The 23,421-nt window shown below is 66.3% G+C and carries 22 protein-coding genes; 8 read left to right on the top strand and 14 right to left on the bottom strand.

The features are described from left to right. Positions 1 to 5 precede the first annotated feature (5 nt). From ABKS89_RS10800 to ABKS89_RS10785, 4 genes are all read right to left on the bottom strand, one after another. A complete protein-coding gene (locus ABKS89_RS10800) occupies positions 6 to 743 on the bottom strand; it encodes an amidotransferase (protein WP_138216376.1) in 738 nt (245 codons plus the stop codon). A gap of 204 nt (positions 744 to 947) precedes the next feature. Beyond that, positions 948 to 1,502 (bottom strand): cysteine hydrolase family protein, encoded by a 555-nt coding sequence (locus tag ABKS89_RS10795; RefSeq protein ID WP_348590138.1) that lies wholly within the window; start codon positions 1,500 to 1,502, stop codon positions 948 to 950. Positions 1,503 to 1,602: 100 nt separating this feature from the next. After that, positions 1,603 to 3,747 (bottom strand): 3-hydroxyacyl-CoA dehydrogenase NAD-binding domain-containing protein, encoded by a 2,145-nt coding sequence (locus tag ABKS89_RS10790; RefSeq protein ID WP_348590136.1) that lies wholly within the window; start codon positions 3,745 to 3,747, stop codon positions 1,603 to 1,605. A gap of 17 nt (positions 3,748 to 3,764) precedes the next feature. After that, positions 3,765 to 4,970 (bottom strand): acetyl-CoA C-acetyltransferase, encoded by a 1,206-nt coding sequence (locus ABKS89_RS10785; RefSeq protein ID WP_138216379.1) that lies wholly within the window; start codon positions 4,968 to 4,970, stop codon positions 3,765 to 3,767. Between the two features lie 75 nt (positions 4,971 to 5,045). Between ABKS89_RS10785 and ABKS89_RS10780 the strand changes: the two genes are divergently transcribed. Next, positions 5,046 to 5,498 carry a hypothetical protein gene (locus ABKS89_RS10780; RefSeq protein ID WP_138216380.1) on the top strand — a complete coding sequence of 151 codons (453 nt, stop codon included), beginning with the start codon at positions 5,046 to 5,048 and terminating at the stop codon, positions 5,496 to 5,498. A 145-nt stretch (positions 5,499 to 5,643) separates the two neighbouring features. Continuing rightward, positions 5,644 to 6,447 (top strand): c-type cytochrome, encoded by an 804-nt coding sequence (locus ABKS89_RS10775; protein WP_348590135.1) that lies wholly within the window; start codon positions 5,644 to 5,646, stop codon positions 6,445 to 6,447. Positions 6,448 to 6,678: 231 nt separating this feature from the next. Here the strand turns inward: ABKS89_RS10775 and ABKS89_RS10770 are convergent, their stop codons facing one another. The 4 genes from ABKS89_RS10770 to ABKS89_RS10755 form a co-directional block, all read right to left on the bottom strand. Then, complete coding sequence (locus tag ABKS89_RS10770) at positions 6,679 to 7,413, bottom strand: proteasome-type protease (protein ID WP_348590134.1); 735 nt, start codon at positions 7,411 to 7,413, stop codon at positions 6,679 to 6,681. Between the two features lie 67 nt (positions 7,414 to 7,480). Next, positions 7,481 to 8,290, bottom strand: a complete 810-nt coding sequence (locus ABKS89_RS10765) for a transglutaminase family protein (RefSeq protein WP_348590133.1) — start codon at positions 8,288 to 8,290, stop codon at positions 7,481 to 7,483. Then, positions 8,287 to 9,237, bottom strand: coding sequence for an alpha-E domain-containing protein (locus ABKS89_RS10760; RefSeq protein WP_045208605.1), 951 nt, complete (start codon positions 9,235 to 9,237; stop codon positions 8,287 to 8,289). The genes ABKS89_RS10765 and ABKS89_RS10760 overlap by 4 nt, the downstream gene beginning before the upstream one ends. Positions 9,238 to 9,239: 2 nt before the next feature. Next, positions 9,240 to 10,652 (bottom strand): circularly permuted type 2 ATP-grasp protein, encoded by a 1,413-nt coding sequence (locus ABKS89_RS10755; RefSeq protein WP_081520606.1) that lies wholly within the window; start codon positions 10,650 to 10,652, stop codon positions 9,240 to 9,242. A gap of 325 nt (positions 10,653 to 10,977) precedes the next feature. Between ABKS89_RS10755 and ydcS the strand changes: the two genes are divergently transcribed. The 5 genes from ydcS to ABKS89_RS10730 all read left to right on the top strand — a co-directional run bounded on the left by ydcS (position 10,978) and on the right by ABKS89_RS10730 (position 16,514). Beyond that, positions 10,978 to 12,150 (top strand): putative ABC transporter substrate-binding protein YdcS, encoded by a 1,173-nt coding sequence (gene ydcS, locus ABKS89_RS10750; protein WP_348590132.1) that lies wholly within the window; start codon positions 10,978 to 10,980, stop codon positions 12,148 to 12,150. 134 nt (positions 12,151 to 12,284) lie between these two features. After that, a complete protein-coding gene (locus tag ABKS89_RS10745) occupies positions 12,285 to 13,304 on the top strand; it encodes an ABC transporter ATP-binding protein (RefSeq protein WP_348590131.1) in 1,020 nt (339 codons plus the stop codon). A gap of 47 nt (positions 13,305 to 13,351) precedes the next feature. After that, positions 13,352 to 14,203: an ABC transporter permease gene (locus ABKS89_RS10740; RefSeq protein ID WP_242015422.1), complete on the top strand. Its 852-nt coding sequence runs from the start codon at positions 13,352 to 13,354 to the stop codon at positions 14,201 to 14,203. After that, positions 14,193 to 15,014 carry an ABC transporter permease gene (locus ABKS89_RS10735; RefSeq protein ID WP_348590130.1) on the top strand — a complete coding sequence of 274 codons (822 nt, stop codon included), beginning with the start codon at positions 14,193 to 14,195 and terminating at the stop codon, positions 15,012 to 15,014. The genes ABKS89_RS10740 and ABKS89_RS10735 overlap by 11 nt, the downstream gene beginning before the upstream one ends. 75 nt (positions 15,015 to 15,089) lie before the next feature. Continuing rightward, complete coding sequence (locus ABKS89_RS10730) at positions 15,090 to 16,514, top strand: gamma-aminobutyraldehyde dehydrogenase (RefSeq protein ID WP_348590128.1); 1,425 nt, start codon at positions 15,090 to 15,092, stop codon at positions 16,512 to 16,514. 167 nt (positions 16,515 to 16,681) lie between these two features. Here ABKS89_RS10730 and ABKS89_RS10725 read toward each other — a convergent pair whose 3' ends face one another. The 6 genes from ABKS89_RS10725 to ABKS89_RS10700 form a co-directional block, all read right to left on the bottom strand. Then, a complete protein-coding gene (locus ABKS89_RS10725; protein WP_348590149.1) occupies positions 16,682 to 17,386 on the bottom strand; it encodes a type 1 glutamine amidotransferase in 705 nt (234 codons plus the stop codon). Positions 17,387 to 17,601: 215 nt separating this feature from the next. Continuing rightward, positions 17,602 to 17,940 carry a ribonuclease E inhibitor RraB gene (locus ABKS89_RS10720; protein WP_045208619.1) on the bottom strand — a complete coding sequence of 113 codons (339 nt, stop codon included), beginning with the start codon at positions 17,938 to 17,940 and terminating at the stop codon, positions 17,602 to 17,604. Positions 17,941 to 18,220: 280 nt separating this feature from the next. Then, entirely contained in the window at positions 18,221 to 18,904 is a 684-nt protein-coding gene (locus tag ABKS89_RS10715; protein WP_138216389.1) for a hypothetical protein, read from the bottom strand. A gap of 154 nt (positions 18,905 to 19,058) precedes the next feature. Continuing rightward, a complete protein-coding gene (locus ABKS89_RS10710; RefSeq protein WP_348590127.1) occupies positions 19,059 to 19,817 on the bottom strand; it encodes an SDR family oxidoreductase in 759 nt (252 codons plus the stop codon). After that, a complete protein-coding gene (locus tag ABKS89_RS10705; protein WP_348590126.1) occupies positions 19,814 to 20,791 on the bottom strand; it encodes an alpha/beta hydrolase in 978 nt (325 codons plus the stop codon). Before ABKS89_RS10705 ends, ABKS89_RS10710 begins: the two co-directional genes overlap by 4 nt. Next, positions 20,775 to 22,250, bottom strand: a complete 1,476-nt coding sequence (locus ABKS89_RS10700; RefSeq protein WP_348590125.1) for a flavin-containing monooxygenase — start codon at positions 22,248 to 22,250, stop codon at positions 20,775 to 20,777. The genes ABKS89_RS10705 and ABKS89_RS10700 overlap by 17 nt, the downstream gene beginning before the upstream one ends. A gap of 146 nt (positions 22,251 to 22,396) precedes the next feature. Between ABKS89_RS10700 and ABKS89_RS10695 the strand changes: the two genes are divergently transcribed. Further along, entirely contained in the window at positions 22,397 to 23,413 is a 1,017-nt protein-coding gene (locus ABKS89_RS10695; protein ID WP_348590124.1) for an AraC family transcriptional regulator, read from the top strand. Positions 23,414 to 23,421 lie beyond the last annotated feature (8 nt).

Here is a 23,421-nt window from a genome sequence, read left to right as displayed (position 1 = left end):
AGGAGTCAGGCCGCGCTCTTCTTCTCATCACGCCCCTGCTGGACGAAGCGCATCATCCATTCGCCGACCGCCGTGCCCTGGTGCGGGCGTGCGAGGCTGTCGATGCCGGACTGGAACACCGGTTCGCTGAAGATGTGCTTGCGCAGCTCGAGGATCGCCTGGGAATAGTCGCTCTGGAACTCCGGGTGGCCCTGGAAGCACAACACCTGGTCGCCGATGGCGTAGGCCGCGTTCGGGCAGAAGTCGCTGGAAGCGATGCGACGTGCGCCGTGGGGCAGCTCGGTAACCTGGTCCTGGTGGCTGACCAGCAGGGTCAGGCCATCGCCCGGCGCCGGGCTCATCCACTCCGGCTGCTCCTCGATGCGGTAGTCGTGGATGCCCACGCCCCAGCCCTGGCTCGCGCGCTCGGTCTTGCCGCCCAGCACCAGCGCCAGCAGCTGGTGGCCGAAGCACACGCCCAGCAGCTTGTCGCCGCGCTCGTAGAGCTTGAGCACGTAGTCCTTGAGGGTCTGGATCCAGGGATCAGTGCCGAAGGAGTCCGCCTTGCTGCCGGTCACCAGGTACGCATCGAACTTCTCATCTTCGGGCGGGTAATGCCCTTCCACCACGTTGTAGACCGTGAACTCGGCCGGAACGGGTTGCTTGGCGAACAGTTGCTGGAACATCCAGCCATAGCCCTTGTACTGATCGATGAGTTCGGGGCGGAGGATGTCGGTTTCCAGAATGCAGATGTGCAACGACATGCAGGGGTGATTCCTGGGGGGTTGGCGGCTGATAAGAATGGTTTTCCTGACACTGATGAAACGCGCGTGAAAATTACGCCCTATTTTTTCACCACACAAGATGCCGAGGCCGATTCTTGTGTAGGAATTTCAGGGGAAATACCGGAAAAACCGACTTCCTTCAATTGCACGGATGCACAGGAGTGACGGCCGGTTGGCAAGGATTCAGCTGATGGACAGCCTTTGCAGCACCGAGTTCGTGTCCAGCACCTGCGCATACTCGCCCTGCAGGTTGGCCAGGGACATGGCGTGGACCTCCTCGGCACGGCGTTGCACGCCGTTGAAATCGCGCTTGTCGAAGGCGAAACAGGCGTCGGCGACGACCTGCGTAGCGAAGCCCAGATTGCCCGCCGTGCGCGCCGTGGCTTCCACCGAGTTGTTGGTGCTGACCCCGCAGATCACCAGCGCCCCGATGCCCCGCACACGCAACCAGCGCTCAAGCCCGCTGCTGATGAAAGCATCCGGCACGTTCTTCTCCACTACGTGCTCATGCTCCAGCGGCGCCAGCGCCTCCTGGAACTCGGCGCCCGGTTGGCCGGGCCAGAATGGCGACCCCGGCGTGCGCGAAATGTGACGGATATGCACCCGCGGCCAATCTTCCCGGCGCCATACGGCCAGTAGTTCGCCGATGCGCTGCTCGGCCTGCGGGTTGTTGCGCGGCTCGGGGCTGTCACGCATGCCTTTCTGCTGGTCGATGATCAACAAGGCGGGAGGCGTCATCGGGGCGATCCTGCTGAAGGGGAAGGCGCCATCCTACGATTTGCTCGGGCAAGAAAAAACCGGCCACTCGGGCCGGTTTTCTCATTCAGCGGAGGATGCCTCAGAAGCTCTCGCCCCGCGCCGCCTTGTCCAGCAACAGCGCGGGCGGCAGGAAGCGTTCGCCGTACTGCTCGGCCAGGTACTGGGCGCGGGCGACGAAGTCCTGCAGGCCGTACTGGTTGATGAACTGCAGCGCGCCGCCGCTCCAGGCCGCGAAGCCGATGCCGAAGATCGAGCCGATGTTGGCGTCGGCGGTGGAGGTCAGCACGCCCTCCTCCACGCAGCGCACCGTCTCGATGGCCTGCACGAAGAGAATGCGGTCGCGCACGTCCTCGGCGGAGATCTGCGCGTCAGCCTTCTCGAAGCGCTGCTTCAGCTCCGGCCACAGGTGCTTCTTGCCGTTGGCGGGATAGTCGTAGAAGCCGGCGCCGGCGGCTTTGCCCGGGCGCTTGTACTCATTGACCATCAGGTCCACCACCGCGAAGGCCGGGTGTCTGGGCAACTGCTTGCCTTCGGCTTCCAGGTCCTTGCGGGTCTGCTCGCGGATGTGGGTCATCAGGCTCATCGACACTTCGTCGCTGATCGCCAGCGGGCCTACCGGCATACCGGCCTGGCGCGCCTGGTTCTCGATCATCGCCGCCGACACCCCCTCACCAAGCATGGCCAGGCCTTCGTTGGTGAAGGTGCCGAACACGCGGGAGGTGAAGAAGCCACGGCTGTCGTGGACGACGATCGGGGTCTTCTTGATCTGCAGGACGTAGTCGAAGGCGCGAGCCAGGGTGACGTCGTCGGTCTTCTCGCCGCGGATGATCTCCACCAGCGGCATCTTGTCCACCGGGCTGAAGAAGTGCAGGCCAATGAATTTCTGCGGCTGCGCCACGGCTTCGGCCAGGCCAGTGATCGGCAGGGTCGAGGTGTTGGAGGCGATCACTGCATCGGGCAGCGCGGCGGACTCGGCGGCGGCGCTGACCTTGGCCTTCAGGCCACGGTCCTCGAACACCGCTTCGATGATCAGGTCGCAGCCTTCGAAGTCGGCATCGCTGGCAGTCGCCTTGATCCGTGCAAGGAAGGCGTCGCGCTTCTCGGCGCTCATCTGGCCCCGGCTGACCTTCTTGTCCAGCAGCCCGGCGGAGTAGGCCTTGCCCTTCTCTGCCGACTCCAGGGAAACGTCCTTGAGCACAACTTCGATGCCGGCGGCGGCCGAGACGTAGGCGATGCCCGCGCCCATCATGCCGGCACCGACCACCCCGACCTTCTTCGTCTGCTGCGGCGGGATGCCCTGCGGACGGGACTTGCCGGCGTTGATCTCGTTGAGCTGGAACCAGAAGGTGCCGATCATGTTCTTCGCCACCTGGCCGGTGGTCAGCTCGGTGAAGTAGCGCGCCTCGATCAGCTGTGCGGTATCGAAGTCCACCTGCGCGCCTTCGACCGCGGCGCACATGATTTTCTCCGGCGCCGGGAAGCAGCCCTTGGTCTTGTCGCGCAGCACGGACGGGGCGATGGCCAGCATCTGCGCCACAGCCGGGCTGGATGGCGTGCCGCCAGGGATCTTGTAGCCGGCACTGTCCCACGGCTGCTTGGCGGCCGGGTTGGTGGCGATCCACTCGCGGGCCTTGCTCAGCAGCTCTTCGCGGCTGGAGGCCAGCTGGTGCACCAGGCCGGCCTTGAGCGCCTGGTCCGGGCGCACTTTCTTGCCTTCGGCCAGGTACGGCAGCGCCTTCTCCAAACCGAGCAGGCGCACCATGCGCACCACGCCGCCACCGCCGGGCAGCAGACCCAGGGTGACTTCCGGCAGGCCGAGCTGGACGTGGCTTTCATCCAGGGCGATGCGGTGGTGGCAGGCCAGGCAGATTTCCCAGCCGCCGCCCAGGGCCGCGCCATTGATGGCGGCGACCACCGGCTTGCCGAGGGTTTCCAGACGGCGCAGTTGGCCCTTGAGCACCAGAATGCCTTCGTAGAATGCCTGGGCGTCGGCCTTGGTCACCTTGATCAGTTCATTCAGGTCGCCGCCGGCGAAGAAGGTCTTCTTCGCGGAGGTGATCACCACGCCGGCGATCGAATCCTTCTCGGCTTCCAGGCGCGCCACGGTGGCGGCCATGGCCTCGCGGTAGACACCGTTCATGGTGTTGGCGCTCTGGCCGGGCATGTCCATGGTCAGGACGACGATGTTGTCCTGGCCTTTGTCGTAACGGATGGCATCGGTCATTTTCTTGTTCTCCGGCCTCAAACCCTTTCGATAATCGTCGCGATGCCCATGCCGCCGCCCACGCAGAGGGTGGCCAGGCCGTAGCGCAGGTTGCGCCGCTCCAGTTCATCCAGCAGGGTGCCGAGGATCATGCAGCCGGTGGCGCCCAGCGGGTGGCCCATGGCGATGGAGCCGCCGTTGACGTTGACCTTGCTCTCCGGCACGCCCATGTCCTTCATGAACTTCATCACCACCGAGGCGAAGGCTTCGTTGACTTCGTAGAGGTCGATGTCCTCGGCCTTCAGCCCGGCCTTGGCCAGCGCCTTGCGGGTCGCCGGCGCGGGGCCGGTGAGCATGATGGTCGGGTCGGTGCTGGTCACCGCGGTGGCGACGATGCGCCCGCGGGCCTTCAGGCCCAGCTCGCGGCCCTTGGCCTCGGAGCCGATGAGCATGGCGGTGGCGCCGTCGACGATGCCGGAGCTGTTGCCCGGCGTGTGCACGTGTTCGATGCGCTCGACGAAGCTGTACTTGCGCAGCGCGCTGGCGTCGAAGCCCATCTGCCCCATCATCTCGAAGCTGGGCTTGAGCGCGCCAAGGCCTTCGAGGGTGGAATCGGCGCGGATGAATTCGTCATGGTCGAGCAGGACGATGCCGTTCTGGTCGGTCACCGGCACCAGCGACTTGCCGAACAACCCTTCGGCACGGGCCTTGGCGGCCTTCTGCTGCGAGCGCAGGGCGAAGGCATCGACGTCGGCGCGGCTGAAGCCTTCCAGGGTGGCGATCAGGTCGGCGCCGATACCCTGGGGCACGAAGCTGGTGTGCAGGTTGGTTTCCGGGTCCAGCGCCCAGGCGCCGCCGTCGGAGCCCATGGGCACGCGGGACATGGATTCCACGCCGCCGACCACCACCAGGTCCTCGAAGCCCGAGCGCACCTTCATGGCGCCCAGGTTGACCGCTTCCAGGCCCGAGGCGCAGAAGCGATTGATCTGCACGCCGGCGACCTGCTCGTCCCAGTCGGCGACCAGCGCGGCGGTCTTGGCGATGTCCGAGCCCTGGTCGCCCACCGGGGTCACGCAGCCCAGGACGATGTCGTCGACCTGCGCGGTATCGAGCTGGTTGCGCTGCTGCAGCGCGCGCAGGACACCGGCCATCAGGTTGACCGGCTTGACGCTGTGCAGCGCGCCGTCCTTCTTGCCCTTGCCGCGGGGAGTACGCACCGCGTCGTAAATGAATGCTTCGGTCATGGCGTTCTCTCTTAGAGTTGTCGTCACGCAGGCGTGGCGTGTCGGCCTACCTTAGCGGCGTATCGGCAAGGGGCAATGACCGCAACGCTCAGCGCAATTGACCGCCACGCTCAGCCACCGACCGGCGGCGAACGGGTCGAAGGCTCTGGACAGGGCCTGCCGGAGCAGGCAGACGAACGGTCGAAAAGCTCAACAGAGCTGTCACCGCCCGGTCATATAGAGGGAATATGCCTGAAGCTGCAGGACTTGCTGCCAGATGGTCTAAGCCCGCGCGGCACTAGGCTTAGACTCAAACAGGCAGATGATGCGAAGAGTGCCGTTGCCGGGTTTTGCCGGCTCGGCTCGATAAACCAGAAGCCAAGGCATGGGTGTCACTATCAACAGGCCGTGAGTGAGCCGTGCCAAGAACAAGAAAGGCGGAAGGACATCATGGACAAACAATCGAGAAAGTGGCGTCAGGCTAGCCTGATCGTCTTCGCAACCACCGTTGTTTTGATCATCCCCAATCTGAGTCGTCTGGTCGGCTAGGGCCAACACCCGGCTACCCCGCCGCTGCGTACCGCGTGCCGCCATCCGCGAGCCACGGTCAACGCAGCGCGGGAGCCACCCCACCTCCTGCTGCGCCCACTCCTCTGCTAATGTTCCGCGGCCCTCTCCCGCCACGGATGCGACCATGCGCCCACTGCTGCTGACGCTGCTCCTGCTCTGCCCCACCACGTTCGCCGCCACGCTCACCCTGGAGTTGCCCGACGGCAAGCACGACTTCAGCACGGAACAGCTGCTGGCCAACCCCAAGGCGCAAGACATCGAGATTCCCGCCGACGTCTCCTACAACCGCACCATGCATTACCGCGCGGTACCGCTGGCGGCGCTGCTGCAAGGCGTGAAGCCGGCCGACCACCTGCAGGCCGTGGCGCTGGACGGCTTCGCCGCCGAACTGCCGGCCGCGCCGTTGCTGGCGGAAAAAGGTTCGCGCGCCTGGCTGGCCATCGAGGCGACCGGCAAACCCTGGCCACCGCTGGCCGAAGGCAAGCCTTCCGCCGGACCTTTCTACCTGGTGTGGACCGATCCGAAAGCCGCTGGCATCGGCCCGGAGCAATGGCCCTTCCAGGTCGCCAGCATCCGTTATCTCAAGCCGCTGGCCGAGCGCTTCCCGGCGCTGCTGCCGGCGAAGAATGCGCCCGAATCGGTGCAGCAGGGCTTCGCCCAGTTCCAGAAGAACTGCCTGGCCTGCCACCGCCTGAACGGTGCCGGTGACTCGCAGTTCGGCCCGGACCTGAACCTGCCGCATAACCCCACCGAGTACTTTGCGCCGGGTTACCTCAAGCAGTACATCCGCGATCCGCAGAGCCTGCGGCACTGGCCGGAAGCGCGGATGAAGGGCTTTGCTGCGGACGTTATAAGCGAGGCGGAACTGGAGCAGATCGTCGCCTACCTGAAGCACATGGCGGGGCGGAAGGTGAAGGCTGGCGGTTAAAGGCGCCCGGCTTTCGTAGGGCGCATAACGCGCCAGCGTTATCCGCCGTTGGGTTGCGGCGCAAGGGATTGCCCTCACCCTAACCCTCTCCCAGAGGGAGAGGGGACCGTTCGGAGCAGGATGAAACGACCGCGTCAGCCGGCACAGACTGCTCCCTCTCCCCTTGAGTGGGGCGCGCTGCCAGGGCTGGGGTGAGGGGTTTCAGCTCAAGCGCAAATGCTTAGCCAGGCCTCAGTGCCAGTAATCCCCCGGCGGCGCCGGCAATTCGCCCAGCAACTGGCGCAGCCCCGCGCCCCACTGGTTGCGAATGCCCTCGAAATACGGATCACCCTCCTGGATGCGATACCCCGCCGGCACTTCCAGGCTGCCCTCGCGGTACACCAGAAGGTCCAGCGGCATGCCCACCGAGAGGTTGCTGCGGATGGTCGAGTCGAAGCTGATCAGCGCGCAGCGCAGGGCCTGTTCCAGCGGCGTGGCGTAGCTCATGGCGCGGTCGATGATCGGCTTGCCGTACTTGCTCTCGCCGATCTGGAAGTACGGCGTGTCGCGGCAGGACTCGATGAAGTTGCCCTGCGGGTAGACGTTGAACAGACGCGGCACTTCGGCGCCGATCTGCCCGCCGACCAGGAAGGAGCTGCCCAGGTCGACACCCTGGTTCTGGCCGATGTTCTCGTCGTGATCGACCACCTCACGCAGCGTCGAGCCTACAAGACGCGCGGCCTCGAAGAGATTCTCCACCGTGCCGAGGTTCGGTCCGTCGCCGCCCATGCGCTGGCGTAGCGTGCTGATCACCGACTGCGAGGTGGCCAGGTTGCCGGCGCTCTGCACCACGATCAGGCGCTCCCCCGGCGTGCCGAAGACATGCAGCTTGCGGAACACGGCGATGTTGTCGACGCCGGCGTTGGTGCGCGAATCGGAAACGAAGACCAGGCCCTGGGCGAGGTTCATGGCGACGCAGTAGGTCATGGCTTTCTCATGGCGGCAGGAACTGGCACCGATCTTATGCCGGTGCCGTTGCTTGTGCCACGCATCCTCATTGTTGCGCCTGCTGCATCTGCTGCAGATGACCCGGTGCCACGGTGACGCGGGCGTGCATCTGTTCGCCACCGCCGCCCCGGCGCATCCCACGCACCGGACAGGCATCGAGGTAGTCCAGACCCACCGCCAGCTTCAGATGACGCTCCGGGCGGTCCAGCACGTTGGTCACGTCGAAGCTGTACCAGGCGTCATCGAGCCAGGCCTCGGCCCAGGCGTGGCTGGCCAGGTGGTCCTCGACGTCGGTGTAGAGGTAGCCGGAGACGTAGCGCGCCGGCACACCGAGGTAACGCAGACAGGCGAGGAAGGCGTGGGCGTGGTCCTGGCAGACGCCCTGCCCGGCCGCGAAGGCTTCGGCGGCAGTGCTGTCCACCTGGGTCGAGCCGGGCACATAGGCGATGCGCTCGTTCAGCGCCTGCATCAGCCGAATCATCGCCTTGCGGTCACGGCGCTCGGCACACTGGGCACGGGCGAACTCCTGCAGCGCGCCGTCAGCCTGGGTCAGCCGGGTGCTGCGCAGGAACGGCAGCGGCGACAGGTGATCGTGCTCGCGCTCGTTTTCCACATCGATCTCCACGTGGCCGTGGGCGGCGATGACAATGGCCTCGTGGGGCTCATCCAGAGTCAGTACGTGAAGGATGTTGCCGTAGGCATCGCGCTGCGGGTGCGCCGGGCGCGGCAGGTGCAACTGCCAGTCGAGCACGTGCTGGCGCTCGCTCTCCTGCGGGGTCAGGCGCAGGTACTGGATGCTCGCGCGCACCTGATCTTCGTAGCGGTAGGTGGTGTCATGGCGGATGGAGAGTTTCATGCGGCCTCCAGGTACGAGCTGTGAATGGCGTTGGCGAGCTGACGAACCAGCCCGATGTGGTCGGTGATCCAGGGATGCAGGCCGCTGCCCAGCACTTCGTCGATGCCGGTGTAGCGCACCCGCGCTTCCAGTTCGGCGGCCAAACGCTGGGCCGGGCGGCCGTTGATGCCGGGCAGACTGGCGAGGATCTGGCGCAGCTCCTCGGCACAGGCCAGCAGCGAGCGCGGGACGTCCTCGCGCAGCAGCAGGAGTTCGGCGATATTCCGTGCGTTGAGGGCGTCGCGGTACAGCTCGGTGTAACCCTCGAACGCCGACAGCGCGCGCAGCAGCGCGGTCCACTGGTAGTAGCCGCGCGCGGTGCCTTCGGCCGGGCCGGCGCTGTGTTCGCCCAGCACCTGGTGGCGCGCGTCGAGCAGGCGCAGGGTGTTGTCGGCGCGCTCGATGTAGGTGCCAAGGCGGATGAAGTGGAAGGCGTCGTTGCGCATGCTGGTGCCGAAGGTGGCGCCGCGGAACAGGTGCGAGCGGTCTTTCACCCATTCACAGAAGTGGCTGATCCCGTAGCGCAGCAGGCCCTGATGGGCGATGTCCCGCATCTCCAGCCAGGTGGCGTTGATGTTCTCCCACATGTCGGTGGTGATCCGTCCGCGCACCGCATGGGCACCGGCACGGGCCGCGCCGAAGCAGGAATAGATGCTCGCCGGGTTCTGCGCATCGAGGGCGAAGAAGTTCAGCAGGCGCTCGGCGTGCAGCTCGCCATGGCGGGCGAGATAGGCGTCGAGGTTGCCGGTGATCAGCAGCGGCATGGCCAGCTCTTCCAGGCCATCGCCACGGCCGTCCTGGGGCATCAGCGACAGCGAGTAGGACACGTCGAGCATGCGCGCGAGGTTCTCGGCGCGCTCCAGGTAACGCGACATCCAGTACAGGTCCGAAGCGGTACGGCTCAGCATGGTCAGTCCTCCACCACCCAGGTGTCCTTGGTACCGCCACCTTGTGACGAGTTGACGACCAGCGAACCCTCGCGCAGCGCCACACGGGTCAGCCCGCCGGGCACCAGGCGCACGTTGTCCGGCGCGGACAGGACGAACGGCCGCAGGTCGATGTGGCGCGGGGCAATGCCGTTCTCGACGAAGGTCGGGCAAGTCGACAGGCTCAGCGTCGGCTGCGCGATGTAGGCCTCCGGACGCGCCATCAGCCGGGCGCGGAAGGCTTCGATCTCGGCGCTGCTGGCAGCCGGGCCCACCAGCATGCCGTAGCCGCCGGAGCCCTGGGCCTCCTTCACCACCAGCTCGGGCAGGTGCGCCAGCACGTGGGACAGGTCCTGCGGCCGGCGGCACTGCCAGGTCGGCACGTTGTGCAGGATCGGCTCCTGGTCGAGGTAGAAGCGGATCATCTCCGGCACGTAGGGATAGACCGACTTGTCATCGGCGACGCCGGTGCCGATGGCGTTGGCCAGCACCACGTTGCCGGCGCGATAGGCGGCCAGCAGGCCGGGCACGCCGAGCATGGAGTCGGGGTTGAAGGCCAGCGGGTCGAGGAAGTCGTCATCGACCCGCCGGTAGATCACGTCCACCGGCATCGGGCCCGAGGTGGTGCGCATGTAGACGCGCTCGTCGCGGACGAACAGGTCGGCGCCTTCCACCAGCTCCACGCCCATCTCGCGCGCCAGGAAGGCGTGCTCGAAGTAGGCGCTGTTGAAGCGGCCCGGCGTCAGCACCACAACGCAGGGCTGCTCCACTTCGCTGGCCTGGCGCAGGGTGTCGAGCAGCAGGTTCGGGTAGTGGTCGATGGGCGCGATGCGCTGGGCGCCGAACAGTTCGGGGAACAGGCGCATCATCATCTTGCGGTTCTCCAGCATGTAGGAGACGCCGCTGGGAGTGCGCAGGTTGTCTTCGAGGACGTAGTAGGCGCCGTTGCCGTCGCGCACCAGGTCAATGCCGGCGATGTGCGCGTAGACGTTGCCGGGCACGTCCAGGCCCTGCATGGCCAGCTGGTACTGGTCATTGGCCAGGACCTGCTCGGGCGGGATCAGCCCCTCCTTGAGGATGCGCTGGTCGTGGTAGAGGTCGGCGAGGAACAGGTTGAGCGCCTGCACCCGCTGGATGCAGCCGGCCTCGATGATCTTCCACTCGCTGGCGGGGATGCTGCGCGGGATGGTGTCGAAGGGGATCAGGCGCTCGGTGCCTTGGTCGTCGCCATAGAGGGTGAAAGTGATGCCCGCGCGATAGAACAGCAGGTCGGCCTCGCGGCGGCGTTGCTGCAGCTGTTCGCCGGGCATGTCCGCCAGCCAGCGGGCGAACTCCGTGTAGTGCGGTCGGCAGGCGCCAGCGGCGTCATGCATTTCGTCATAGAACACCCGAGCCATCTTCCACTCCTTGTTGCCGCTCTCACTCGGCAACAGAGCTTCGCAAGGCCCGTGCCAGAGGTCGATTTCCTGTCCATTCAATGACTTGCAAAGGCTGTTTGCGCAGGCCGCACTGCCATGGTGCGAAACCGCTGCAGGCCGCGCGGGGCGCGCCCCTTTTGGGGCCGCGGGCCGCGCCAGGGCTCGCTTGTCAGCCTCCGGGGCCAGAACTACGCTGCAAGAGCGTGGCCATTCCCCATGGACTCGCAGCGGTCAACGGAGGTGCCATTTTTCTGCGCGCTGGTTCCGCAGTGGCTCCCACACGAAGAACAACAGGAGTCCGTCCATGTCATCAGTGCAATTGTTTTCACTGAAAGTCGCGGCGCTGGCCTTCGCCGGCGCCAGCCTGCTTTCCAGCGCCTCGCTGCAGGCCGCCGAGGCGCTCAAACAGCTCGGCAACCCCGAAGGCGCGCTGGATATCATTGCCTGGCCCGGCTACATCGAACGCGGCGAGAGCGACAAGAACTACGACTGGGTCAGCCAGTTCGAGAAGGACACCGGCTGCAAGGTCAACGTGAAGACTGCCGCCACTTCCGACGAGATGGTCAGCCTGATGGCCAAGGGCGGCTATGACCTGGTCACAGCCTCCGGCGACGCATCCCTGCGGCTGGTCTACGGCAAGCGCGTGCAGCCGATCAACATCGCCCTGGTGCCCAACTGGAAGAACGTCGACCAGCGCCTGCAGGACGCGCCCTGGCACACGGTGGACGGCAAGCACTACGGCACGCCCTACCAGTGGGGGCCGAACGTGCTCATGTACAACACCAAGGTCTTCCCCAAGGCGCCGGAAAGCTGGAGTGTGGTGTTCAGCGAACAGAAGCTGCCCGACGGCAAGAGCAACAAGGGCCGCGTGCAGGCCTATGATGGCCCGATCTACATCGCCGACGCGGCGCTCTATCTGAAGACCGCCGAGCCCAAGCTGGGCATCCAGGACCCCTACGAGCTCAATGAGGAACAGTACGCCGCCGCGCTCAAGCTGCTGCGCGGCCAGCAGAAGCTGATCCACCGCTACTGGCACGATGCAACGGTGCAGATGAGCGACTTCAAGAACGAAGGCGTAGCCGCTTCCGGCTCCTGGCCGTACCAGGTGAACGCGCTGCTGGGCGAGAAGCAGCCGATCGCCTCGACCATCCCCAGCGAAGGCGTCACCGGCTGGGCCGACACCACCATGATGCACGTCGACGCCAAGCACCCGGTGTGCGCCTACAAGTGGCTGAACTGGTCGCTGGAGCCCAAGGTGCAGGGCGACGTCGCCGCCTGGTTCGGCTCGGTGCCCGCCTCGCCCGATGGTTGCACCGGCAGCCAGCTGCTGGGCGAAAAAGGTTGCGCCACCAACGGCTACGACCAGTTCGACCGCATCGCCTTCTGGAAGACCCCGCAGGCCAAGTGCGACCAGGGCCAGTGCGTGCCGTACAGCCGGTGGACGCAGGATTACATTGCGATCATGGGCGGGAGGTGACGTAGCGTCCTCCCGACGGCGGATGACCGGTCCCGGTCATCCGCTGTTTTCGTTTCAGCGCGCCCCAACCAGCACCCTTCCCGCCATGCGCTACCTTTTCTGATGCAGCCCCCGCCATTCAGGTAGCCAGCAGCATGACCACAGCCGTCCAGTTCACCGACGTGAGCCGTCATTACGGCGAGGTGCGCGCCGTCGATTCGGTGTCCATCGAGATCCGCGACGGCGAGTTCTTCTCCATGCTCGGCCCCTCCGGCTCGGGCAAGACCACCTGCCTGCGGCTGATCGCCGGCTTCGAGCAACCCACCTCCGGCTCCATCCGTATCCATGGCGCAGAAGCGTCGGGCCTGCCGCCCTACGAGCGCGACGTGAACACAGTATTCCAGGACTACGCGCTGTTCCCGCACATGAGCGTGCTGGACAACGTCGCCTACGGCCTGAAAGTGAAAGGCGTGGCCAAGGCCGAGCGCTACCACCGAGCCGAAGAGGCCCTGGGCATGGTCGCCCTGGCCGGGTACGGCAAGCGCAAGCCAGCGCAGCTCTCCGGCGGCCAGCGCCAGCGCGTCGCACTGGCCCGCGCACTGGTGAATCGCCCGCGCGTCCTGTTGCTGGACGAACCCCTTGGCGCGCTCGACCTGAAGCTGCGCGAACAGATGCAGGTTGAGCTGAAGAAGCTGCAGCGCCAGCTCGGCATCACCTTCATCTTCGTCACCCATGACCAGAGCGAAGCGCTGTCCATGTCCGACCGCGTGGCAGTGTTCAACAAGGGCCGCATCGAACAGGTCGACACCCCCGGCAACCTCTACCGTCGCCCCGCCACGCGCTTCGTCGCCGAGTTCGTCGGCACCGCCAACGTACTACGCGGCGACCTCGGCCAACGCCTGTTGGGCGAGTCGCGCCCGTACTCGCTGCGTCCCGAGCACGTGCGCTTCGGCCGCGCCGGCGAAGGCGAGCTGGAAGTCAGCGGTACGCTGTTCGACGTGCAATACATGGGCGCCAGCAGCCGCTACGAGATCGAGCTGGAAAATGGCGTGCGCCTGGTCGCGGCCCTGCCCAATGGCGAGCGTGAGGAGCAACGGCCGAAACCGGGTGACGCGGTGACCGCCTGTTGGGCACGCAGCGCGCTGGTGCCGCTGCTCGAGGAGCCGGCGCCGTGAGGGCGATCTCCAGCTTCCTCTACCGGCGCAGCACGCTCTACCTGCTGATGCTGCTGATCCCGCCGCTGCTGTGGTTCGGGGTGATCTACATCGGCTCGCTGTTCGCCCTGCTCTGGCAGAGCTTCTACACCTTCGACGACTTCACCATGGCGGTGACGCCGGACCTGACCCTGGCCAACTACCAGGCCCTGTTCAACCCGGCCAACTACGACATAGTCCTGCGCACTTTCAGCATGGCAATTGCCGTGTCGGTGGCCAGCGCCGTCCTCGCCTTCCCCATCGCCTACTACATGGCGCGCTACGCCGGGCCCAAGGAGAAGGCCTTCTTCTACATCGCGGTGATGCTGCCGATGTGGGCCAGCTACATCGTCAAGGCCTACGCCTGGACGGTGATCCTGGCCAAGGGCGGCATCCTCTACTGGATAATCGAGCACCTGCACCTGCTCGGCCTGCTGGACCTGCTGCTGGGCGTGCCAGGCGTCGGCGGCAACACCCTGTCCACCTCGCACCTGGGGCGTTTCTGGGTGTTCACCTACGTCTGGCTGCCGTTCATGATCCTGCCGATCCAGGCCGCCCTGGAGCGTCTGCCGCCATCGCTGCTGCAAGCCTCGGCGGACCTCGGCGCGCACCCGCGGCAGACCTTCTTCCAGGTGATCCTGCCGCTGGCCTTCCCCGGCGTGGTGGCGGGCTCGATCTTCACCTTCAGCCTGACCCTGGGCGACTTCATCATCCCGCAACTGGTGGGCCCCAGCGGGCTGTTCATCGGCACCATGGTCTATGTGCAGCAGGGCGCGGTGGGCAACATGCCGCTGGCGGCGGCCTTCACCCTGGTGCCCATCGTGCTGATCGCCGTCTACCTGTCCATTGCCAAGCGACTGGGGGCCTTCGATGCGCTCTGACGCACACTCCACCAATCGCCCCTCCTGGTTCCTGCGCCTGGCAGCCTGGGGCGGGCTGGTATTCCTGCACTTCCCGATCCTGGTGATTCTGCTCTACGCCTTCAACACCGAGGAGTCGGCCTATAGCTTCCCGCTGCAGGGCTTCACCCTGAAGTGGTTCAGCATCGCTTTCCAGCGCGGCGACGTGCTCGACGCCATCTGGCTGTCGGTGAAGATCGCCTGCGTGGCCACGCTGATTGCCATGGTCCTCGGCACCCTGGCCGCCGGCGCGCTGTACCGCCGCGACTTCTTCGGCAAGGAGAGCATCTCGCTGATGCTGATCCTGCCCATCGCGCTGCCCGGCATCATCACCGGTATCGCCCTGCTCTCGGCGTTCAAGACGCTGGGGATCGAGCCGGGCTTCCTGACCATCGTCATCGGCCACGCGACCTTCTGCGTGGTGATCGTCTACAACAACGTGATCGCCCGCTTCCGCCGTACCTCCTTCAGCCTGATCGAAGCAAGCATGGACCTGGGCGCGGACGGCTGGCAGACCTTCCGCTACATCATCCTGCCGAACATCGCCACGGCGCTGCTGGCCGGCGGCATGCTGGCCTTCGCCCTGTCGTTCGACGAGATCATCGTCACCACCTTCACTGCCGGCCACGAGCGCACCCTGCCGCTGTGGCTGCTCAACCAGCTGAGCCGCCCGCGCGACGTGCCCATCACCAACGTCGTCGCCATGCTGGTGATGCTCGCCACCATGCTGCCGATCCTCGGCGCCTACTACCTGACGCGCGGGACCAGCGACGTGGCGGGGAGTGGGAAATGACTCTGTACCAAACGCCCCTTCCCTAGCCCTCTCCCTTCAGGGAGAGGGAAACCCACTGAAGAAAAGGAGCCCCCCATGCAAACCAAACTCCTGATCAACGGCCAGTTCGTCGCCGGCGAAGGCGCTCCGCTGGATATCCTCAACCCTGCCACCGGCACCGTGATCGGCCAGATCGCCGAGGCCAGCGAAGCCCAGGTGGACAGCGCCGTGCGCGCCGCCGACGCGGCCTTCGACGGCTGGTCGCAGACCGCGCCGAAAGACCGCGCCATGCTCCTGCTGCGCCTCGCCGACCGCATCGAGGAACACGCCGAAGAGCTGGCCCGGCTGGAATCCGACAACTGTGGCAAACCCTACGCCGCGGCGCTGAACGACGAGATCCCGGCCATCGCCGACGTGTTCCGCTTCTTCGCCGGCGCCTGCCGCGTGCTGCCCGGTTCCGCCGCCGGCGAGTACCTGCCCGGCTTCACCTCGATGATCCGCCGCGACCCGGTGGGCGTGGTCGCCTCCATCGCGCCATGGAACTACCCGCTGATGATGGCCGCGTGGAAACTTGGGCCGGCACTGGCTGCCGGCAACTGCGTGGTGCTCAAGCCTTCCGAGCAGACGCCGCTGACTGCCCTGCGGGTGGCCGAATTCATCGCCGAGCTGTTCCCTGCCGGTGTGGTCAACCTGGTGTTCGGCCGCGGCCCGAGCGTGGGCGCGCCGCTGGTGAGCCACGACCTGGTGCGCATGGTCTCGCTGACCGGCTCGGTGGGAACCGGCAAGGCCATCATCAGGAGCGCCGCCGACAGCGTGAAGCGCCTGCACATGGAACTGGGCGGCAAGGCCCCGGTGATCGTCTTCGACGACGCCGACCTGGAAGACGTGATCGCCGGCATCCGCACCTTCGGCTTCTACAACGCCGGGCAGGATTGCACCGCCGCCTGCCGCATCTACGCCGGCAAGAAGGTCTACGACAACTTCGTCGCCGACCTCGCCAGCGCGGTGTCGAGCCTGAAGACAGGCCTGCAGAACGACCCCGGCACCGAACTCGGCCCGCTGATCACTGCGGCCCAGCGCGACCGCGTCGCCGGCTTCGTCGAGCGCGCCAAGGCCAGCCCGCACATCCAGATCGCCACGGGCGGCAAGGTGGTCAGTGGCAACGGCTTCTTCTACGAACCGACGGTGGTGGCCAACGCCCAGCAGGACGACGAGATCGTCCGCCGCGAAGTGTTCGGCCCGGTGGTATCGGTGACCCCGTTCAGCGATGCGGACGAGGCGGTGCGCTGGGCGAACGACTCCGACTACGGGCTGGCCTCGTCGGTGTGGACGAAGGATGTCGGCCGCGCCTCACGGGTGGCGGCGCGGCTACAGTACGGCTGCACCTGGGTGAACACCCACTTCATGTTGTGCAGCGAGATGCCCCACGGCGGCTTCAAGCAGTCCGGCTACGGCAAGGACCTGTCCATGTATGGCCTGGAGGACTACACCGTGGCGCGGCACATCATGTTCAAGCATTGAGTCTGCGCATCGGCGTACAACCGCGAACGGTGATACACCCTACGCAACGCGGGCCGTTGCAGGAGCGGGCCGCATTTCCAGAAATGCAGGGGGCGCTCCTACAGGGGAACTCGGGCCAGACACGTTGAACATGCGCCATGCACCAATGGTGCAAAGCGCGGTGCCGATCAGGCCAGCCCGGCCAGCTTCAGCCAGTGCTGATAGAAGCCTTCGGCCACGCGGTTCATCGCCGCGACCTTCTGCGGCAGGTCGGCCAGCATCGCTTCCGCGCACTCCTGGCTCGGCTGGCTGGGGTCCTGGTATTCCGGGAAGCCATTGACCCAACCGCCCACCAGTTCCTCCGTCATCTCCGGGTGGCCCTGCAGGCCGAGGATGCGCTCGCCGAAGCTGAAGCCCTGGTTCTCGCACCAGGGGCTGGAGAGCAGGCGGGTGGCGCCTTCGGGAATGTCGAAGGTATCGCCATGCCACTGGTAGATCGGGAATTCCTCGGGCAGGTGCGCCAGCCACGGGCTCTGCCCTTCCTGGCGGCGCATCGGCTGCCAGCCCATCTCGGTGTACGGCAGGCGGTGGATATCGGCGCCCAGCGCCTTGGCCAGCAGCTGACCACCCAGGCAGTGGCCGATCATCGGCACGTCGCGCTCGATGAAGCGGCGGATCGCGGCGATCTCATCGCGCAGCCATTGCAGGTCGTCGTTCACGCTCATGGGCCCGCCCATGATGGCAACGGCTTTCGGTCGCTCCAGGTCGTAGCCTTCCAGCTCGCCCAGATCGACACGGCGTACGTCGAACGGCAGTTGCAGACGGTCGAGCAGCGCGCCCAGGTGGCCGGGCGGGCAGAAATCGACGTGGGTCAGGATCAGGATATCGGTCATGGTCACCTCCGCGCGGCAGTCTGCCGCATCGGTGGCGATGAGGAAACCGGGCGTGTCCGCAAGCTCGTCCTTGCACGGCTGCCGCCCTGGCGCCGTCTCCCGGACGAAGAAAGGCGCGCCGTCACCGCTGGCGACGGCGCGCATTTTCATTCTTACGGGTAAAGAGCGCGGGTAGAAGATCGGCCGTCGAAAGACGGCTCAACGACGTGTTGCGATCAACGCAGGGAGGTGACCTCCTGGGTCACGCCCCATCCATCGAGCGTACCGCCCAGTGGCACCACGACTTCCTCAAGGTCGTGTTCGAAATCGCCGATGGCGGCATGGGTGGCGAACATCACCTTGCTGATCTGCAGATTCCAGCCGCCGTCATCACGCGCTTCGACCTGGGTTCTCAGCGACTCGCCGCGAAACTGCCGGGCAGCTTTGCGGGCGTTCTGTTCATCGGAAAAGATGGCGAAAAAATCGATGGGATGAATACGAGCGAAATCGAAGCCACCTTCCTTCATCCGGCGCAACACGTTGACGCTGATATCCTCCGAGAGGGGCTTTTCCATGGTACGCACCTCCTGTCGAGACGTTCAGAGTGTATTCCCCGCCAACGAACACGCCCTGCGCGGGCGTATTCCGGGCACTTCAGTGTGCCGCCGGGAAACGTCAAATGACGCAACGTCCCCCGAAATGGTGGCCAACTCCGCCGAACGCGCCGAGCGGCGCAGCGGAAATCTCCCGGCCACATTGCTCAGCGTAGCGTCTGGCGGCGCGCCCTGCCGCTACTTTGACGCTAAGGCCCGTTCGGCGGCGACAGGCGGCAGCCGGATGGCGCCACCCGGGAAGCTACCCACCCAGTGCCAGGCAGATGCCGGTCATGGCCACGCCCAGCGCGGTGAAACCAACGGCGCCCTGCCACGGCCGGCCGCCAGCCCAGCGTGCCAGCAGCCAGCCCAGGCCGAACATAAGCAGCAAACCCGTGATCTGCGCCAGGCGCAGCGCCAACAGGTCGTCACGGATAACCAGCAGCGGCAGGATGATCGGCAAGGTCGCGAGGAAGGTATGGCCGGCCAGGATCAGCCACGCGAGCCAATGCTCGCGCCCCAGACTCGGTACCTCCCCGGTACCGAGCAATGATTTCAGGAAGTTGCCGCGCAGGCGCTGAACGTCGCTGCTCTGCAGGTGATCCACCATCAGCTCCGGGAGGAATTCCCGCAGGCCTTCGCGGAAGCTCTTCTCATCCGCCGAGCGGCGCAGGGCGCGCAGGCCGGCGTGGCGATGCTCGCGGTCCACGCGCATGCCAACCAGGGTCATCAGGGCGTCGACCATGCCCCACGCCAGGTTGCAGCCCAGCGCTGCCAGCACCAGTTGCTCCCGCCCCGCGCCATCCGCCGCGGTGGGAATGACCGAGATGATGGTCAGCGCCATGATCACCCCGAAGGCGACCTCGCTGAGCCGGTCGAACGGATCGGTCAGGTCGCCCCAGGCCTTGTTCCAGGCGGCTTTCCAGGAAAGTCGCGGTTGCTCCACGAATCAGGCTCCTTCAATGCGTTGCCACCCCGGCCAGAAGGCGCCGGGGCGGATTTCCAGTACGCACTCTAATGGGAGCGTCCGACCGTGACGTTGATCGCAGCCGTCCTCCGGGGAATTCTCGAAGCGGACCGTGAACGCCCGCGCGTTGTGCTCAGCGGCTGAGCCAGGCCATCACCCAGCGGTTGATCGCCGGCGGCGAGAGCTGGCCGGACCAGTACATGGCGCGGAACATCGCACCGATGGGCCGGTGCACTCCGCCGCTCTGGGCCTGCCGCCACGCGGCCTGGGCGATGTCCTCGGCCACCAGGGTGACGCCCAGGCGGCGCAGCACCGGCGGCTCGAAGGTCTGGCTGGCGACCATCGGCGTGCGCACGAAGGGCGGCATCAGGTCGGCGACGCGGATGCCCAGCTCGCGCCATTCAAGCTCCAGCGCCTCGGTCAGCCCGCGCACGGCGAACTTCGACGCCGAGTAACTGGCCATCTGCGGCACGCCGTATAGCCCGGACGCCGAGCCCATGTTCAGCACCTGCGCGCCCGGCGTGCGTTTGAGGTACGGCAGCGCGGCATAGCAGCAATTGAGCACGCCCTGCACGTTGATGGCGATGATACGGTTGTGCTCGGCGAGGCTGATGTCCTCGAAGCGCCCGAAACGCAGGATGCCCGCACAGTTGAACAGCAGGCGCAGGTGCCCGTTGTGGGCTTCGGCGAACTCGCGCACCGCCGCCGATACCGCCTCGGCATCGGTGACATCGAGCGCCCGCTGCCAGGCGCCTTCCAGCTCGGCTGCCAACGCCGCCAGTGGCTCAGGATTGAGGTCGATCAGGCCGACGCGCCAGCCGCGCTGGTGGAACAGTTTTGCAGTGGCGGCGCCGATGCCTGAGGCAGCCCCGCTGATCAGGATGGTGTTCATCGCTGCATTCCTTGCATTGAGGTGGGTTGCGGGTGCCCGGCCTGCAAATGGCTGGCGAGAAAATTGGCGACGTCCTGCAAGGCGCGATCGGCCACGTCCAGCAGGCCGGCGTGGGCCTGGAACACATGCCAGCAGCCGGGGAAGCGCTGCAATTGCACCGTATTGCCGTAGCGCCTTGCGGCATCAACGAAGCGCAGGCTGTCGTTGCGCAGCACCTCGTCCTCACCGACCTGGATCAGCAGCGGCGGCAAGCCGCCCAGATCAGCATGCAGCGGTGACAGCCGGGCATCCGCGCGGGGCACACCCGGCGGGCAGAACATCTCCATGGCGCTGTCCATCCAGGCGCGGGTGATCAGTGGGTCACCCGCCGCCGGCGCATGCAGGTGCTCGGCGGAAAGATCAGTGACCGGCGAGAAGGTCACCAGCGCGCCCGGCATTGGCAGGCCCTGGGTCTTGGCTTCCAGCGCCAGCTGCAGGGTCAGGTGACCGCCGGCGGAATCCCCGGCCACCGCGATGGCGGGCGCAGGAATGCCCTTGTCCAGCAGGGCGCGGTAGGCCGCCACGGCGTCCTCACGCTGGGCGGGGAAGCGATGCTCGGGCGCCAGGCGGTAGTCGATCACCCAGACCTCGGCCTTGCAGCGGCGCGCCAGGTTGGCAGTGATAGCCCGGTGCGTGGCCGGTGAGCCAATCAGGTAGGCCCCTCCGTGCAGGTAGAGGATCACCCTGCCCTCGCCCACGCCCTCCGGCCGCCAGACTTCGGTGGGAACGCCTCCCAGCGTCGTCTGCTCCCGGTGCACGCCACGGGGCGTCAGCGTGGCAGCCGTCAGCCCGCGCAGCAGAGCACGCTGCGCCTTCACCGGCAACTGCGGGCCCATCAGCCCGCGGAACAGCAGGTTGAGCGCGCCGCGCAGGGTGGCCGTCAGCAGTTTCTGGCGGGTCGACAGCGGCACTTTCGGTTCAACGGATACAGTCATAGTCGGCGAACTCCGGCTGACGGGTCTGTTGGCGATAGCGGAAGGTGAAGCCCGGCCAGTTCACGGTGTTGCGCCCGCTGGCGGTCTTGTACCAACTGCTGCAACCGCGCTCCCAGATAGTGTGCTGCAGGTCGTGCTGCAACTGGCGGTTGAAGCCCTGCTGCGCCTGCGGCTTGAGGTCCAGGTACTTCAGGCCCTCGCGCTGGATCCGCTGCAGGCAGCCGAGCACGTAGGGGAACTGGCTCTCCAGCATGTAGATGATGGAGTTGTGCCCCAGGTTGGTGTTCGGCCCGTAGAGGATGAAGAAGTTGGGGAAGCCGCTGACGCTGATGCCCTTGTACGCCTCGGCGCCGTCGCTCCAGGCCTGGTTCAGTTCGCGCCCGGCCAGGCCGGTGATGCGCATCGGCGCGAGGAACTCGGTGGCGGCAAAGCCGGTGCCGTAGATGATCGTATCCACCGGATGCCGCATACCGTCGCGGGTGACGATGGCATCCTCGGTGACCTCGCGGATGCCAGTGTCCACCAGCTTCACGTTGCTGCGCGCCAGCGCCGGGTAGTAATCGTTGCTGATCAGGATGCGTTTGCAGCCCATGGGGTAATCGGGCTCCAGCCGCGCGCGCAGTTGCGGATCGCTGATGCTCTTGCGCATGTGCAGATGGAAGCTGATCCGCATGATTTTCATCATCGGCGGGAATACGGTGAAGGCCAGCGCGCGGGCCTCGTGCTGGACGTACTTCAGCCCCCGATCCAGACGCTGCAGCCAGGGCAGGCGCGACTTGATGCGGCGCTCCCAGTCGGCGTAGGGGCGGTCCGGCTTGGGAATCACGTAGGCGGCGCTGCGCTGGAACAGCAGCAGCTCGGCCACCTTCGGGGCGATCTGCGGGACAAACTGGATGGCGCTGGCGCCGGTGCCGACCACCGCGACGCGCTTGCCCTCCAGCGGTGCACCGTGGTCCCACTGCGCCGAGTGGAAAGCCTTGCCCTGGAAGCGTTCGATGCCCGGCAGCTTCGGGATCAGCGGGCGGCTCAGCTGGCCGAGGGCGCAGATCAACGACTGGGCGCGCAGTTCCTCGCCGTCGGCACAGGTCACCAGCCACTCTCCGTCCGCTTCGTCGAAGCTTGCCTCGCGCACTTCGCAGTTGAAGCGGATGCGCTCGCGCAAGCGGTACTTGTCCGCGCAGTGCCGGGCGTAATCGAGGATTTCCGCCTGGGGCGCGAACTTGCGCGACCAGTCGGCCTTGGGTTCGAAGGAGAAGGAGTACAGGTGCGAAGGCACGTCGCAGGCGGCGCCCGGATAGACGTTCTCGCGCCAGCAGCCACCGACGTCGGCGGCCTTTTCGAGGATCAGGAAGTCCTGGATGCCCGCTTGCTGCAGGCGGATCGCCAGGCCCAGGCCGGCAAAGCCGGCACCGATGATCAGCACGCGCGGGGCGGCCGATCGACGGGAAGATGTTGTCATTGTTGTGCTCCCGGTTTCGAAGTCCGCACAGCGGCGGATGACAACATCCTAGTGCGACTTCCCACGACGGGTTATGGCATAGTCGGACATAAAATTGTGACTTTCGGTCACCCCTGATTTTCGGTCACTTGGAAGCCGAGGTTCCGATGCCTGCCACCCCAGCCTGGTCGCCCCGGCGCAGCGCCATCAGCGTGCAGCTCATGACGCAGTTCGGCCTTGACCACGGCATGACCCTGGAACAGTGCCTGGATGGCACTGGCCTGGACATCGGCGTGCTCGCCGACCCCGGTGCCGAGGTGGAAGCCACCCAGGAACTGGAACTGCTGCGCAACATCAACCGGCAGATCGGCCAGCGCCCCGGCATCGGCCTCAAGGCCGGCCTGCGCTATCACCTCAACACCTATGGCATCTGGGGCTTCGCCCTGCTCAGCAGCTCGACCTTCCTCAGCGCGGCGCACCTGGGCCTGCGCTACCTCGACCTGACCTACGCCTTCCACCGCATGACGCTGGAGGAGCACGACGGCGAGGCGCACCTGGTGCTGGACGATGTCGCCGTACCGGAGGACCTGCGCGACTTCCTCATCGACCGCGACGGCGGCGGCGTGCTGCGCATCCAGCGCGACCTCACCAACCAGCCGCCTCCAATTCGTCAGGCGCTATTCCGCCGCGAGGCGCCGGCTGACCTGCAGCCCTACATCGATGAACTGGGCGTGACGCCGCTCTTTGGCCAGGCGGAAAACCGCATCGTCTTCGACAGCCGCATCCTCGAAATGCCGCTACCCGGCGCCAACCCAGAGGTGGCGCGCCGCTGCGAGGAACAGTGCCGCGCCCTGCTCGCCCGGCGCCAGGTGCGCACCGGGCTGTCCGGGCAGATCCGCGATCGCCTGCTGGGCACCCCGGGGCGGCTGCCGGACATGGAGCAACTGGCCGATGAACTGCACATGACCTCGCGCACGCTGCGACGCCGGCTGGAAACCGAAGGCAGCAGCTATCGCGCCCTGCTGGACGAGGTGCGCCAGGCGCTGGCCGAGGAGTTGCTGGCCACCGGGGCGATTCGTCTGGAGGAGATTGCCGAGCGGCTCGGCTATGGCGAGGTATCGAACTTCATCCACGCCTTCCGCCGCTGGAAAGGTGTGACGCCGGGACGTTTCCGCCGCGGCTGAGCGCTCTG

The organism is Pseudomonas sp. LABIM340 (assembly GCF_040017195.2).
GTDB lineage: Bacteria > Pseudomonadota > Gammaproteobacteria > Pseudomonadales > Pseudomonadaceae > Pseudomonas.
The sequence above is the reverse complement of the archived record's forward strand: the minus strand, read 5'-3'. Positions and strand labels throughout refer to the sequence as shown.